Raw genomic sequence first — 13243 nt, 5'->3', positions numbered from 1 at the left:
CTCCTGGCCGCGTCGCAGCGTCGGTACGCTGCTCGGTTGCGTCACGGCGTTATGCGGCTCCCTGTATTTCCTCGTCGTCGGGACTGTGCTCGGCCCCTTCCTGCTGTGGCCGCTCACGCGTACCAATGCCCTCGGCGTCCTGGTGACCGCAGCCCGCCGGCTGGCGGGCCTGGAGCGGGTCCGCCGGGCCGTCTTCTTCGGCGACCGCTTCCCCGAGCATTACCGGGCATCCGACCAGAAGGTCCTTCGCTACGTGGCGGTCCGCGCCTACTCGGGAATGCTGTGCGGCGTCGTGATCGGGCTGCTGGGTTTCGGCACCGTCCTGGCGGTCCTGCTCGCGCGGGGAATAGTCCGGCAGAGCGTGCACTGGGACGAGTTGCCGATCCAGTTGCTCCTGGGCGGTGTGCTGCTCTTCCTCGACATCCAGGGGCTGCGCTCGCTCACCGCCCTGGACGCGCGGATCGCCCGCGAGTGTTTCGGCCCCTCCGAAGAGGAACTGCTCCAGCGGCGCATCCATGAACTGGCCACCAGCCGAGCAGCGGTCGTGCAGGCCGTGGACACCGAACGCCGGCGCATCGAGCGGGACCTCCACGACGGAATCCAGCAGCGCCTGGTGGCACTGGGCATGCTGCTCGGCCGGGCACGCAGGAAACGCAGCCCCGAGCAAGCAGACGCCCTGCTGCGCCAGGCACACCGGGAATCCCAGGACATCCTCGCGGAACTGCGCGAAGTGACCTGGCGGGTCTATCCCTCGGCGCTGGACACCCTCGGGCTCAAGGAGGCGCTGGGCGGGGTGTCCGAGCGGTGCGCCATCCCTGTCCGTACGGAGTTCAACGTCGGCGGGCCTCTGCCGCAACCGGTCGAGACCGCCGCCTACTTCGTGGTGTCGGAGTCGGTGAACAACGCGGCCAAGCACTCCCGGGCCACGGCCGTCGCGGTGCGGGTGGTGCTGCGCGGCAGGGTTCTCGCGGTGCGGGTCCAGGACAACGGCAGGGGCGGCGCGAACCCCGCGGGCAGCGGGCTGAGCGGACTGCGCAGCCGGGTGGCCGCGCTGGATGGCGTCCTGCACGTCGACAGCCCCGTAGGGGGACCCACCACCATTACCGCGGAGCTGCCATGCGCCTGATGATCGCCGAGGACTCGACCCTGCTGCGGGAGGGGCTGGTCCGGCTCCTCGTCGAGGAGGGGCACGAGGTGCTGGGCGCCTTCGGCGACGCCGGGGGCCTGCTGGAGGAGGTGGGATCGCGGCGGCCCGACGTGGTCGTCCTCGACATCCGGATGCCTCCGACGCACACCGACGAGGGTCTGCGTGCCGCGGTGGAGATCCGCGAGCGGTGGCCGGAGGTCGGCGTACTGGTGCTGTCCCAGCACATCGAGCGCAACTACGCGGTCCAGCTGCTGGCCTCCCACGCGCAGCGGGTGGGGTACCTCCTGAAAGACCGCGTCGCTCAGGTCGAGGAGTTCCTGGACGCGTTGGAACGCATCCAGGCGGGAGGCGCTGCCCTCGACCCCGAGGTGGTGCGCCAGCTCGTCATTCGTACGACGCACACAGACCCGTTGGCCCGCCTCACGCCCCGCGAAGGCAGCGTCCTCGAAGCCTTGGCCCAGGGGCACACCAATGCGGCGATCGCGCAGAAGCTGCACATCTCCGTGAGCGCGGTGGAGAAGAACCTCAACACGATCTTCGAGAAGCTGGAGCTGTCGCACACCACCGGTTACAGCCGGCGGATCCTGGCGGTCCTGAGGTACCTGGAATCGTAGGACGCCGCTCGCGCCTCACGCGTCGGGCCGCCGCCGAAGTCGCGCACCACCCGGGTCGGCCGGGGCTTTCAGAGGGTGATCGCGTTCAGGGCCGCTGGGGCCGGCGACGGCGTCGGGCTTGCTGCGGTGGCGTTCGGTGCGTACTCGCGCCAGGCCGTGGTCAGCCTCCGTACCGCCTCCGACAGCACGTCCGGGGCCAGGAGGAAGTGCAGCCGCAGACACCTGGTGCTGCCGCCCAGGGTGTCCATCGTGGCGCCGGGCAGCACTGCCACTCCGTGGCGCAGCGCGACCTGGGTGAAGGCGACACCATCGCCGTACGGAAGGTGGACCCACAGGGTCTGGCCGCCTGCGGCCGGTGGGCAGCTCCAGGACGGCAGCAGGCGGGTCAGTTCGGCCCGGAGGTGGTCGTGGGCCGAGCGCAGGGTCCGTACCCGGGAGGCCAGGATCGGTTCGTACTCCTCCAGCAGCCGACTGGCCACCAGTTGCGCCGGCACGTCGCTGCCCAGGTCGTGGATGGCCTTGAGCCGGGCCAGCCGGGAAATCAGTGCCGCAGGACCTCGTACCCAGCCGATACGCAGTCCGCCCCAGACCGCCTTGCTGAGCGATCCGACGCCTATGACCTCGCCGTAGGAGGACAGGGGTGGCTGCGCCGGTCCGGGGTCGAACGCGAGATCGGCGAGCACCTCGTCGTCGACGAGCGGCACTCCCAGACTGTTGGCCGCCTCGACGAGGCGGCGCCCGGGCAGAGGTGGCAGTACGGTGCCGGTCGGGTTGTGGAAGCGGGGGACGACGTAGGCGAGGGCGGGGCGGTGACATTCCATCACCCTGACCGCCTCCGTCACATCGATGCCGTCGGGTCCCACCGCCACCGGATGCGGCAGCGCCGCCGCCTCCCGGAGCAGGTCGAGTACGCCCGGGTACGTCGGTGATTCGATCAGCACCTCGTCGCCGGGTGCGATCAGCAGCCGGACCAGCAGCGCCAGGGCCTGTTGGGCGCCGGTGGTGACCAGGATCTGCTCCGCACCGGTGGGCACGCCTCGCCGTGCGTACCGTGCCGCGATCGCCGTCCGCAGGGCCGGCAATCCGGCCGGGTGGTAGCCCAGATCGCCGTCCGGCAGGGTCATGGTCCGGTAAGCCCGCGTCAGTTCGGGCGTCGGTCCCAGCGGTGCCGCGCAGCTCAGCAGGATCACATCGTCCGGTGCCTCCAGCAGGTGCAGGAAGAGCGGGTTGGACGTCTCGCGCACGCGGGGGCGCGGCGGAATCGCGGCGGAGGCGACGCGTGTTCCGCTGCCCTGGCGCCGCACCACCCGCCCTTCCTGGCGCAGCGTGTCGTACGCCGTCACGACCGTCGTCCGGCCGACCGCGAGCGCGGCGGCAAGCCGCCGGTCAGGCGGCAGTACGGTCCCGGCAGGCAGAAGCCCCTCGTCGATCAGCTGCCGGAGACGGGCGGCGAGGAGGAGGTACAGCGGACCACGGCCGGCCGACCAGCGGCCGAGGCGGGCGACAAGGTCGTCCAGGGGAAGAGGAATTGGCTCCATCGCCAGACCAATCTGCCGGGATTGGCCCTGTGGCCGCAAGTGGCTTTCCCCTTCACTGGGTTCCATGAGCCACGACACCGCAGCACTCCGGCCCGAGACCCTCGCCGTTCACCCTCCCCACGTCCCGATCACTGGCAGCACGCCCTTGGGCGTCCCCCTCCACCAGGGGCACGTCTTCTCCTTCGACAGCGCCGACGCGATGGCCGACGCCTTCCACTCGCCCGACGCCTTCCTCTACAGCCGTTTCGGCAATCCCACCGTCCGCGCTCTGGAGGAAGCCGTCGCCCGCCTGGAGGGCGGAGCCGCCGCCCTCTCCTACGCCTCGGGTATGGGCGCCATCAACGGTGTTCTGCTCGGGCTGCTCTCCGCCGGGGACCATGTCATCGCGCAGCGGTGCCTCTACGGCGGTACGTACGCGATGCTGACCGACCTCGCCGCGCGCTGGGGTGTGGAGGTCACGTACGTCTCCGGGACCGACGCCGAGGAGGTGCGGCGGGCGTTGCGGCCCCGGACGCGGCTGCTGTACCTGGAGACCATCGCCAACCCGACCACCCGGGTCGCCGACCTGCCCGCCCTGATCGCGGTCGCCGCCGAGGCCGGCGTCCCCAGCGCCGTCGACAACACCTTCGCGTCGCCGCTGCTGTGCCGGCCGATCGAGTACGGCGCGGACATCGTGATCCACTCGGCGACGAAGTACCTGGCCGGGCACGCGGACGTCCTCGGCGGGATCACCGTCTTCAAGGACGCCGAGCTGTACGGCCGTATCCGCCACTACGCGATCGAACAGGGCGCCATCACCGACCCGTTCGCCGCCTGGCTGACCCTGCGCGGTCTGCAGACCCTGCCGCTGCGCATCGAGCGGCAGAGCTCGAGCGCCCTTGACCTGGCCGGCCGGCTCGCCGCGCACCCGGCGGTGGGGGCCGTCCGCCACCCGGCGCACGCCGGGCACCCCGACCACGCCGTCGCGCGGCGGTTGCTGCCGAAGGGCGGCGGCGGGGTCGTCTCCTTCGACCTCGCGGGCGGGCGCGAGGCGGGCCGTACCTTCATCGAGGCGGTACGCCTGGCCGCTCTGACCGCCTCCCTCGGCGATGTGCGGACCCTGGTGATGCACCCGGCCTCCACCTCGCATCGCCAGCTGGACGCGGCCGCCCTCGACGCGGCCGGCATCGGCCCCGGGACGGTACGGATGTCCGTCGGGATCGAGCACGTCGAGGACCTGTGGGGGGATGTGGAGCAGGCGCTGGACCGCGCCACGAAGGCTGCCTGAGCAGGCTTCGGGCGGGCTGTTCCACACCTTTCCGCCGCCAGGCGGCTCGGCCCAGCCTGCCCGGCAGTCGCGGCACGGAGGGCGACGACGTCATCATGTCCCGCACCCGAAAGGCCGGCTACGACGGGCCGCTCCGCATGGGCGTGGATCGCATGACCGTCGAGATCGGAGCCACCGCCGTCGACGTCCGCCGGCCGATACCCACCGCGGGCCTGCCGGACCTTGACAGCCCCGAGACCCGCCTCTAGGGGGTGTCTGGATGCCGGACGGCCGATCAGGCCGCCAGGTCGATCCGGCTGCCGCCGGTCTGCTCCCGGAGGGCGGCTCGCAGCCGGTCCCGGACCGCGATCTGGGCGGCGATGCGCTCGTTGAGGACGGTCAGCCGGTCCAGCGCCACCTGAAGGCCCTTGTCCGATGGCGGTGCCGCGGTCACATCGCCATCCAGGCACGGCAGGAACACGCGAACGTCGTCCAGGGTCAACCCGACGGAGAGCAGGTGGCGGATGTTGCGGACCCGCACCACCGCCCGCTCGTCGTAGAGGCGGTAGCCGTTGGAGGCCCGCTCGGAGGAGATCAGCCCGGCCTGTTCGTAGTGCCGCAGCGCACGTGCGGTCGTCCCGGTTGCCCTGGCCAGATCACCGATCCGCATCCGTCCCACCTCCGCCTCCTGGGCCACCCTTGTCGCGTTGCTCACGCCACGACGGCGCCGCCGTCGACCGGGAGTACCACTCCGGTGATGAACGACGCCGCTGGTGCGGCAAGTTCGGTGATCGCCCAGGCTACCTCCTCGGGTCGTCCGAGCCGGCCCAAGGGGGTGTGCGCCAGCTGCCACTCCCGCACCGCAGCCATCCGCTCCGGCGTCAGGCCCTGGTGCTCACCGATGGGTGTGTCGATCGCGCCCGGGGCGACCGCCACGACCCGGACCCCGCGAGGCGCCACCTCGACCGCCCAACTCCGAGTCAGCAGCTCCAGAGCCGACTTCGTCGCCGCGTAGACGGAGCTGCCGGGAAACGCGCGCTGCCCCACTGACGTACTGACATTGACGATCACTCCGCGCGACTTCTCCAGGGAGGGCAGCGCGGCCTGGGCGAGCAGTATCGGAGCGACGAGGTTCGTCTGAAGCTGAGCTGTGATCATCTGCGGGGACAGCTCGCCAAGGGCGCCGCTGCGCACGATGCCGGCGTTGTTGACCAACACGTCCAGTCGGCCGTACGCCTCCAGCACGGCGTGGACGATCCGCTCGGGCTCCCCCTCAGCAGTGATGTCCACGGGCATCGGCACGATCCGCTCGTCCCCTGCCGCTGTCTCCTCGAGCGGTTCGCTCCGCCGTCCGATCGCGACCACGCGCGCCCCCTCGGCGGCGAAGGCACGGGCGGTCGCCCGGCCGATGCCGGTACCGGCCCCGGTGACGACGACGATCCTGCTGGTGTGCGGTGCGGTGATGTCCATGCCGGTCATCGTGCAACCCTGCCGCCAATGGCAAGGTCAAGCCGCTGGAGGACCTGCTGCGCGACAGCCGGACGTGGGCGTGCTCGGCCATCGGCCGCCGCACCGCCTGCTCGGCCGGGGCACCCTCGGCGTTTCGGCCACCGCCGGTCTGGGTCCGGTCCTTTGCGGGGGAAGGGTCGGTGCACCGCACATCATCCGCCGCGCGCTCTATTGCTTGGTTCGCGGTCCGACCGAAACACAGGTGTTCGAAATTCTGGTGGGGTCGTTGAGCCTCATGACCCAGCCGCGACGGACAAGGGGGCCACGTGACCTCGGCAGACACCCACGAGAAGCAGGACACCGCGCCGCCCTTTCCACCGCCGGCGGAGATCACCTACAGCGGGCAGTACTCCGTCAACCCGCTCGCCGAGGTGTCCTTCCGGCGGATGTGCGCGCAGATCCCGAACGTCCTGCGCAGGATCGCCCGGTTGTCCTGGCGGGTCGACCGCCGCGCCGTGCAGCTCCTGCTCTGCTGCCAGGTGCTCACCGGTGTTTCGGCTGCCGTCCTGCTGACCGCGACCGCCGCGGCCATGGAACCGATCCTTTCGGACAACGCCGTCGCCGACCGGCTGCGCAGCGCCCTGCCGGCCCTGGTGGTGGTGGCCCTGGCTGCCGCCCTCGGTCGCGCAGCGGGCTCCGCGGCCACGTACGCCGAGCGGCGGATCACGCCGCGGCTGACCACGGAGATGGACACCGCCCTGGTGGAAGCGGTGTGCCGGGTGGAAGCCGCCGCCTACGCGGAGGACGGGTTCTCGGACCGGCAGGAGGCCGCCGAGATGGGCGTGATCCGTACGCATGTGATGGTCGGCGACGCCCAGCGGTTCATGTCCGCCCTCATCCGCATGACCACCGCGGGCGGCGTCCTGTCGGTGCTGAACGTGCTGATGCTGCCGCTACTGCTGCTCGCCGTCCTCCCGGCCGGCATCGGGGCCGTACTGACCGCCCGGGTGGACTACGAGACCCACTACGCCAACGTGGCCGATCGCAACGTGCGCGGCATGATGCGCTGGTGGTCCACGAATGCGAAGTACGGCGACGAGGTCCGCGCCAACTCGATGACCGACTACCTGGTCTTCTGGTACCGCGCCCTGTCGGACCGGTGCGATCGCCGCACCCTCGCCGCCACGCCGCGGACCTTGCGGATCTCCCTGCTCTCGTCGCTGGCCGGCGGCTTCTTCCTCGTCGCCACCTGGGCGGCGCTGGCCTGGCTCGCCGTGACCGGGCGGATCGAACTCGCCGTCGCCGCCACCGCCGTCGTCGCGGTGCAGACGACGCTCGCCGCCCTGTCGCAGGTCGTCATCAACGGCGCCGCGGTCTTCCACACCAGCCTGTACCTCGGCGACATGCAGTCCTTCCTCGACAACGCCGCGGACCGTGCGCCGAGGCGCGGCCCCCGCACCGTGACCGCCCCGGTCGAGGAGATCAAGGTCGACGAAGCCGTCTACCAGTACCCGGGCAAGGACAAGCCCGCCGTGGACGGCGTGTCCCTCACGCTGCGGCGCGGCGAGATCCTCGCGATCGTCGGGGCCAACGGCTCGGGCAAGTCCACCCTGACCCGGCTCCTCACCGGGATCTACCTGCCCGACAAGGGCAGGGTCACCTGGAACGGCACGGACCTCGCCGACGCCGATCCCGCCACCGTGTGGGCGAACACCGGTCTCGTGCCGCAGATCTTCGCCCAGTGGCCGCTGCGCGTCCGGGAGAACGTCACCCTCGGCCAGCCCCGAACCCACGGCGACGGACCCGTGTGGGAGGCCGTCGACACCGTCGGGCTGCGCGAAGCCGTCGAGGACCTGCCCGCGGGCCTGGACACCCTCCTCGCCCGCGACGTGTTCGGCGGATCGGAGCTCTCCGGTGGCCAGTGGCAGCGCATCGCCTGCTCGAGGGCCCTGTACCGCCGTCCCGGCCTGCTGATCCTCGACGAGCCGACCTCGCAGATGGACCCGCGCGGTGACCATCAGATCTTCGAGCGGATCAAGGCCATCGCCGCCGAGCGCATCACCATCGTGGTCACCCACCGCCTGGAGAACACGAAGATCGCGGACCACATCGTCGTGATGGAACACGGGCGGATCACCGAACACGGGCGTTACGACGACCTCGTCCACGCCGGCGGGACCTTCGCCGAGCTTCTGCGTCTGTCGCAGGACCGCTGACCTGGAGGACACCGACGACCTTCTCCACGGGCGTCGTCGCCTCGCCCGCAGCGATGCCGCCGAGCCCTGCTGCGCCCTTCGCCCCTGACCGCTCCTACTCATGGGAGGACCTGTTGCCGGACGTCGAGAAGCACACCGCCGAGGTCTGGGCCGCCTACGGGGAACACCAACTGGCCCGAGGTGTCGAGTTGCCCGAGCTGGACCGGTGGAACTGGGGCATCGCGGACACCGGACCGGACATCGCGGTCTTCGGTGAGGTGAAGGGGCTTCGTGTCCTCGACCTCGGCAGCGGGCTCGGCCGGCATGCCGCCCGCCTGGCCGCCCTCGGAGCCCGGGTGACGGCCGTGGACGCCTCGCCCTCGCAGCATCGGCGGGCCCTCGCCCGGTACCCGGACACACCCGGGCTGCGCCTGGTGCGCGCCGATGCCGTCGCCCATCTGCGCGAGGCCGCCCCGTACGACCTCGTCTACTCCGTCAACGGCTTGCCGTTCCTGGATCCGAGGCGCGTCCTGCCCGCCCTCGTGAACGCCCTCAGGCCCGGCGGACGCCTGGTCTTCTCCGCTCTGCACACCAACTCCGCCGGCGAGGGACCCTCGGCCGCCCTGGCTCCCCGCCCCGAGATTCTGCGGCTGCCGGGCACCGATCGGGAGCACCTGGTGCACATGTGGGTGCTCGCACCGCAGCTGTGGGAGGACCTTCTGGTCGAGCATGGCCTCACCGTGGAGACGGTCACGGCGGTCGATGCCCCGCAGCCGGGCAACGCCGTGTCGTACCGGCTGTACGTGGCCCGGCGTCCAGAGCGGGTGCCGAGCCGGGCCCGTACGTCTGCGGCGCCTCGGCGGAACGCGGTCGTGGGCGAGGGCGTGATCGTCCACGGTCCGGACGGTGTCCTGCTGCGCCGCCACCGTCGCGGTACGTGGGAGCTCCCCGGCGGAACCGTCGAGCCCGGCGAGACGCTCGCCGAAGCCGCGGTACGCGAACTGGCCGAGGAGGCGGGCCTGGTGGCGGCTCCCGGAGACGTCCGGCTCCTGGGCACCCTTCTCGACCGCGTGGGCGACGTCGTCCGGCTGACGGTGCCTGTCGTCGCCTGCGGTTGGACGGGCACCCCGCGGCAACGGGAGGAGGCCATCGGAGGCTGGCGATTCTGGCCCTTGGACGCGCTGCCCCAGCCGTTGTTCGTGCCCAGCAGTCAGTGCCTGGCGGCCTGGGAGCCGAGCCTCCCGCTCGACCGTCCGTCCGCCGCCTTCCAGCCGTACGCCGGTCCCGCGCCGGCGTAGGCCGGCGAAGGCGCCTGCCGCCGTGCGTTCCGGCCTCCTCCGCGATTCCGGCGGCGGGAAAGGGCGCCGGTCAGGCCACGCGGCGAGCACGCTGGTTCGTTGGCATGATGAGAGCATGACGATTCACGGGGGACGAGCTGCCGGAGGGGTGGAAGCGGTACGACGAGTACCGGATGCAGCTCTCCGTGGCGGCGCCCGGGGACTGGAAGATCACCACCGAGGACGACCTGGACAACCAGACCGGCCCCTACAGCGCGACCCGCTACACCTCGCCCTCCGGTGACACATCCATCCTCGTCGACGAGTTGAAGAACGTCACCGAGGCCGCGATGGCGACCGCGGAGCGCTGGAAGCGCGAGTACACGGAGACCGTCCCGCCGCAGGGCGGCCAGCCCGCCGTGGCGGCCGCGAAGCCGGACACCCACCAGGGCCGGGACGCCGCGCTCTTCACCACCACTCACAACGTGGACACCGAGGGCACGCCCCGCCGTCTGAACAAGACGCTCGTCGTGGTCACCTCCCGCCAGGAGCGGCTCACCCCTCACGGTCTCCCTGCCCGCCGGGAAGCAGGCGGAGAAGACGGCCGACGACCTGCTGAACAAGGCGCGGTCGGCGTTCGAGATCCGCGCCCTGTGACGGACGCCCCGGGATCGCCCCGTCCGAGCCGCGGGCCGGGCGATCCGCCGGGCGCGTGACCGGCGACGCCGGAGGCACGCCCCGCCGCTCGGGGTGAAGGCGGCGCTGGTAACGTGGCGATCACCGGTTGCGTGCTGCCTGACCAGCAGCACTGCCCTGCCGGGTCGACGATCACTGAAACTGGGGGAAGTGTGCCCGAGGGAGCCGTGTCCGGTGTGGACTCCGACGACGTGCTCAGCGGGCACGTGCGCGAGTGGAACAGCGAGGAGGGGTGGGGTGTGCTGGTGACCCCGTCCCTACCGGACGACGTGTGGGCGCACTATTCGGTCATCGAGGCCGCTGAGGCCGGCGAGGCCGGGGGTTTTCGCGCGCTGACCGCGGGGCAAGCGGTCACCTTCACGGTGGAGCAGGCCGAACAGGACCGCTTCCGCTGGAGGGCCGTACGCGTCCGGCCATCCGGTCAGGGGCCGTTGGAGCCCTCGGAGCCCTTGCCGGGAGACGGCGAGGGCGCCGACAAGCCGGGCTACTCGTCCAGCCTCGACATCACCTTCGATTCCTGATCGGGCCCCGGCGAGCGAACCGGCCGGATCCACAAGACCGCGTGGCAGGCGGTTGGTTTCCCCTGCCCACGCGGTGGACGGAACAGGAAACCAACCGTTGTCTCTCATATCCGCCAAGCGTGCCGGCGTGCTCGGCTCCGCCGCTCTCGCCGCCACGCTGCTCCTGACCACGACCCCTGCCCACGCAGGTGTGCAGCAGGCGAAGCACGTCTTCAAGGTCTCCGCCCCGTACTACGAGAAGACCGACGCCAACGGCAAGTTCACCGGACAGGTGAACATGGCGGCAACCGCCGGCAAGCCGGCGACCATGGCGTGGTCGTTCCGCACCTCGCCGGCGGTGCAGGCCATCGCCACCGGCAAGATGACGTGCAAGGCCGGGCACATGCAGCTGCCGTACCACGACAGTCACAGCAACGTGGCCGTCAACTACTTCTGGCATTCGTCGGTCAAGAACAACCTCCGCAACAAGGACTACACCCTCTACGGAAACTGCACGTTCCGTGTGAAGGTCGCAGGTAAGACCGGCACCGCGAACCTCGGCTTCCGCTTCAACTACGCGTTGTTCGACGGCATCAGCAAGACGGCGGCCCGCAGCGAGGGGGCACCCGTGCCGTCCATGGGCGAGGACTTCAGCTCGGATCTGGAGATCGCGTACGACTCCTGAAGTCCCGGGCACCCCTGGACCGTCGGGCATTCCGGGGGTGCCCACCCGGCCGCGGAGCGGGAGCCCTCTCGCGCAGCCGAAACGCCGCGGTGGGCGAACACCGCGCTCGGCGAGCGGTGTTGCGTACGCGGTTCCGGTCAGGCCTTGCCCATGTGCTCCACCGTGCGATGCCCCAGCTCCCGCCCGAACGTCGCGTAGAAGTCGGCGGACAAGGGTGGCCAGCCCCAGAAGTCGAAGGCGAGGGCGCCCACCGCGAAGGCGGAGTCCCACTGCCACTCGGTGACCGGCACCGAGGCGCCGCAGGCGGGGCAGGGGGCGCTGCCCTCACCCGTTTCCTTCCAGGTGGCGATGGCGTCCTTGAACGGCTGCCAGACCTTGTCGTCCGGCTCGAACTTCTCGGGGTAGTCGGTGATCACGGTTCTGCTGTCGCACCGCGGGCAAACGGCGTACTCCGCCTCGTCCGCTCCCTGGCCCCCGACGTGGTAATCGCGACCGACGATGACGGCCACCGGGCCGGGCAGCCAGTCCGGGTCGGACGAGTCGGCGACGGCCCGCGTCCAGTCGGGGCCTGGCACGTAGCCCGCGTCCACGGTCAGGCTGTACATCCCGGTACTGGACCGTTCACGCGTGATGAGTCCCTCGCCGATCATCCAGGCGACCATCCGCTCCGCGAGCGGCCCGGCCTCCTCGCCGGTCACCTCGACGTCCACGATCCGCTCGAAGAAGTCACCCATCGTCTCCCCCTCGTATCGATCAGCCTCGGACACTGTGCCACCTCCCACTGACAGCGGCCGCCGACCTCTACGGTCGCCTTGCCGGGACCGGCTGGAGTCCGGGCCAGCGAGTGAGCATGGTGTGGCGCATGGCGGCCGTGAGGCCGCTCACGCCGCTGAGGGAGGTGTCGTGGGCGGTCATCCGGCTGACGACACCGAGCCGGTGCACGAGCCGCTGCCGGGCCGTCACCGTGCCCCACTTCCAGTCCCGGTGCGGAATCCGGGCCAGGTGGTCCTCGCTTTCGCGGCGCGCCCGCTCGACCAGCGCGTCGCCGCGGAGCAGCCAGCCGGCGCAGGCGTCGGCGAGGCCGCCTTCGACCTCGGCACCGGTGGTGGTGCGCCACGCCGTGCGGTAGGCGCGCTCCGCCCTTTCCAGCAGGGGTGCGGGCGCCGAGGTGACACACCAGCAGGTCGGGAAGCCGATGCGCAGATAGGCCAGTTCCATCAGGCCGCTGCCCAGTGAGGCCTGCTCGAAGTCGATGAATCGGACGCCCGTGGTGGTGTGGAGGTCGTTGCCGGGACAGGGGTCACCGTGGAGAAGCGCATGGCCGGGGGCGGTTGCGAGCCGGCGTAGGAGGGCGGCGAGTTCGTCGGGGACACCGGGCGTGACGGGCACTTCGAGGGCCACGGCCAGCCTGAGGAAGGCATGGGCGTCGGCCGCGTTCGGGGCCTGCCATCGGGGAAGTACCTCCGCGTCCTCCGGACGGGCGGTGGCGTGCAGTCGTGCCAACGCGGCCGCGTAGCCGACGATCCAGTCGCCGGACGGACGCCGGTGATCCAGATGCTCCAGCACCAGCACCCGCTCGTCGGGGTCGGTGGCCAGCAGTGCGGGCACCACGGGCGGTTTCGCTCGGGCGGCGAGCCGCAGGGCGGCGACCTCGCGGGCGTACCGCTCGTCGGCATCGGGGCCGTCGACGATCTGCTTCACCACCGCCGCCGTCCCCGGCAGCTCGACGCGCCACACACGCGAGCGCGGGCTACTGGCCAGTCGGCGACTGCGCCTGGGTGCTCCCAGCTCGGCCCGTAACCCGTCCCCGAACGCCGGTCGCGACCACATGGGCTCATCCTTCCACGTACGTGCGCGCCGGGGGTGGGTGGAGGAGCCGTGGGGAATTGACTGGTC

General features: G+C 71.2%; 14 protein-coding genes. 9 read left to right on the top strand and 5 right to left on the bottom strand.

From position 1 onward, the window contains the following. Nucleotides 1-85: 85 nt before the first annotated feature. Both ABZX67_RS12320 and ABZX67_RS12315 read left to right on the top strand, forming a co-directional pair. Nucleotides 86-1126 (top strand): sensor histidine kinase, encoded by a 1041-nt coding sequence (locus ABZX67_RS12320; RefSeq protein WP_355357918.1) that lies wholly within the window; start codon nt 86-88, stop codon nt 1124-1126. Next, on the top strand, nt 1117-1761 hold the full coding sequence (locus ABZX67_RS12315) for a response regulator transcription factor (protein WP_355357915.1): 645 nt from the start codon (nt 1117-1119) through the stop codon (nt 1759-1761). The genes ABZX67_RS12320 and ABZX67_RS12315 overlap by 10 nt, the downstream gene beginning before the upstream one ends. 68 nt (nt 1762-1829) lie before the next feature. Here the strand turns inward: ABZX67_RS12315 and ABZX67_RS12310 are convergent, their stop codons facing one another. Next, the gene (locus ABZX67_RS12310; protein WP_355357912.1) at nt 1830-3299 is read right to left on the bottom strand and encodes a PLP-dependent aminotransferase family protein; all 1470 of its coding nucleotides are present in this window, start codon (nt 3297-3299) and stop codon (nt 1830-1832) included. Nucleotides 3300-3363: 64 nt separating this feature from the next. Here ABZX67_RS12310 and ABZX67_RS12305 point away from each other — a divergent pair, with 64 nt between their 5' ends. Next, on the top strand, nt 3364-4566 hold the full coding sequence (locus ABZX67_RS12305) for an aminotransferase class I/II-fold pyridoxal phosphate-dependent enzyme (protein WP_355357909.1): 1203 nt from the start codon (nt 3364-3366) through the stop codon (nt 4564-4566). 95 nt (nt 4567-4661) lie between these two features. Next, entirely contained in the window at nt 4662-4814 is a 153-nt protein-coding gene (locus tag ABZX67_RS12300) for a hypothetical protein (protein ID WP_355357906.1), read from the top strand. A 26-nt stretch (nt 4815-4840) separates the two neighbouring features. Here the strand turns inward: ABZX67_RS12300 and ABZX67_RS12295 are convergent, their stop codons facing one another. Both ABZX67_RS12295 and ABZX67_RS12290 read right to left on the bottom strand, forming a co-directional pair. Beyond that, nucleotides 4841-5215, bottom strand: coding sequence for a MerR family transcriptional regulator (locus tag ABZX67_RS12295; RefSeq protein WP_355358124.1), 375 nt, complete (start codon nt 5213-5215; stop codon nt 4841-4843). 41 nt (nt 5216-5256) lie between these two features. Beyond that, on the bottom strand, nt 5257-6024 hold the full coding sequence (locus tag ABZX67_RS12290; protein ID WP_355357903.1) for an SDR family oxidoreductase: 768 nt from the start codon (nt 6022-6024) through the stop codon (nt 5257-5259). A 296-nt stretch (nt 6025-6320) separates the two neighbouring features. On the opposite strand from ABZX67_RS12290, the gene ABZX67_RS12285 reads away from it, so the two are divergent. The 5 genes from ABZX67_RS12285 (at nt 6321) to ABZX67_RS12265 (ending at nt 11347) form a co-directional block, all read left to right on the top strand. Then, nucleotides 6321-8210: an ATP-binding cassette domain-containing protein gene (locus ABZX67_RS12285; RefSeq protein WP_355357900.1), complete on the top strand. Its 1890-nt coding sequence runs from the start codon at nt 6321-6323 to the stop codon at nt 8208-8210. Nucleotides 8211-8323: 113 nt separating this feature from the next. Next, nucleotides 8324-9487, top strand: coding sequence for a bifunctional class I SAM-dependent methyltransferase/NUDIX hydrolase (locus ABZX67_RS12280; protein ID WP_355357897.1), 1164 nt, complete (start codon nt 8324-8326; stop codon nt 9485-9487). Nucleotides 9488-9660: 173 nt separating this feature from the next. Then, the gene (locus tag ABZX67_RS12275) at nt 9661-10182 is read left to right on the top strand and encodes a hypothetical protein (protein ID WP_355357894.1); all 522 of its coding nucleotides are present in this window, start codon (nt 9661-9663) and stop codon (nt 10180-10182) included. Nucleotides 10183-10329: 147 nt separating this feature from the next. Further along, on the top strand, nt 10330-10683 hold the full coding sequence (locus ABZX67_RS12270; RefSeq protein ID WP_355357891.1) for a cold shock domain-containing protein: 354 nt from the start codon (nt 10330-10332) through the stop codon (nt 10681-10683). Nucleotides 10684-10780: 97 nt separating this feature from the next. After that, complete coding sequence (locus ABZX67_RS12265) at nt 10781-11347, top strand: hypothetical protein (RefSeq protein ID WP_355357888.1); 567 nt, start codon at nt 10781-10783, stop codon at nt 11345-11347. Between the two features lie 137 nt (nt 11348-11484). Here ABZX67_RS12265 and ABZX67_RS12260 read toward each other — a convergent pair whose 3' ends face one another. Further along, complete coding sequence (locus ABZX67_RS12260) at nt 11485-12081, bottom strand: hypothetical protein (protein WP_355357885.1); 597 nt, start codon at nt 12079-12081, stop codon at nt 11485-11487. A gap of 67 nt (nt 12082-12148) precedes the next feature. Continuing rightward, complete coding sequence (locus ABZX67_RS12255) at nt 12149-13177, bottom strand: aminoglycoside phosphotransferase family protein (RefSeq protein ID WP_355357882.1); 1029 nt, start codon at nt 13175-13177, stop codon at nt 12149-12151. Between the last annotated feature and the right edge of the window lie 66 nt (nt 13178-13243).

The sequence above is a fragment of the Streptomyces sp. NPDC003036 genome (assembly GCF_040611175.1).
In the GTDB taxonomy this organism is placed as follows: Bacteria; Actinomycetota; Actinomycetes; order Streptomycetales; family Streptomycetaceae; genus Streptomyces.
The sequence above is the reverse complement of the archived record's forward strand: the minus strand, read 5'-3'. Positions and strand labels throughout refer to the sequence as shown.

Excerpts from the sequence above, each read along its gene's own strand:
- ABZX67_RS12315 (WP_355357915.1), top strand. The coding sequence starts at position 1,117 with ATGCGCCTGATGATCGCCGAGGACTCGACCCTGCTGCGGGAGGGGCTG.
- ABZX67_RS12275 (WP_355357894.1), top strand. The coding sequence starts at position 9,661 with ATGCAGCTCTCCGTGGCGGCGCCCGGGGACTGGAAGATCACCACCGAG.
- ABZX67_RS12300 (WP_355357906.1), top strand. The coding sequence starts at position 4,662 with ATGTCCCGCACCCGAAAGGCCGGCTACGACGGGCCGCTCCGCATGGGC.
- ABZX67_RS12255 (WP_355357882.1), bottom strand. The coding sequence starts at position 13,177 with ATGTGGTCGCGACCGGCGTTCGGGGACGGGTTACGGGCCGAGCTGGGA.
- ABZX67_RS12260 (WP_355357885.1), bottom strand. The coding sequence starts at position 12,081 with ATGGGTGACTTCTTCGAGCGGATCGTGGACGTCGAGGTGACCGGCGAG.
- ABZX67_RS12305 (WP_355357909.1), top strand. The coding sequence starts at position 3,364 with ATGAGCCACGACACCGCAGCACTCCGGCCCGAGACCCTCGCCGTTCAC.
- ABZX67_RS12295 (WP_355358124.1), bottom strand. The coding sequence starts at position 5,215 with ATGCGGATCGGTGATCTGGCCAGGGCAACCGGGACGACCGCACGTGCG.
- ABZX67_RS12290 (WP_355357903.1), bottom strand. The coding sequence starts at position 6,024 with ATGACCGGCATGGACATCACCGCACCGCACACCAGCAGGATCGTCGTC.
- ABZX67_RS12310 (WP_355357912.1), bottom strand. The coding sequence starts at position 3,299 with ATGGAGCCAATTCCTCTTCCCCTGGACGACCTTGTCGCCCGCCTCGGC.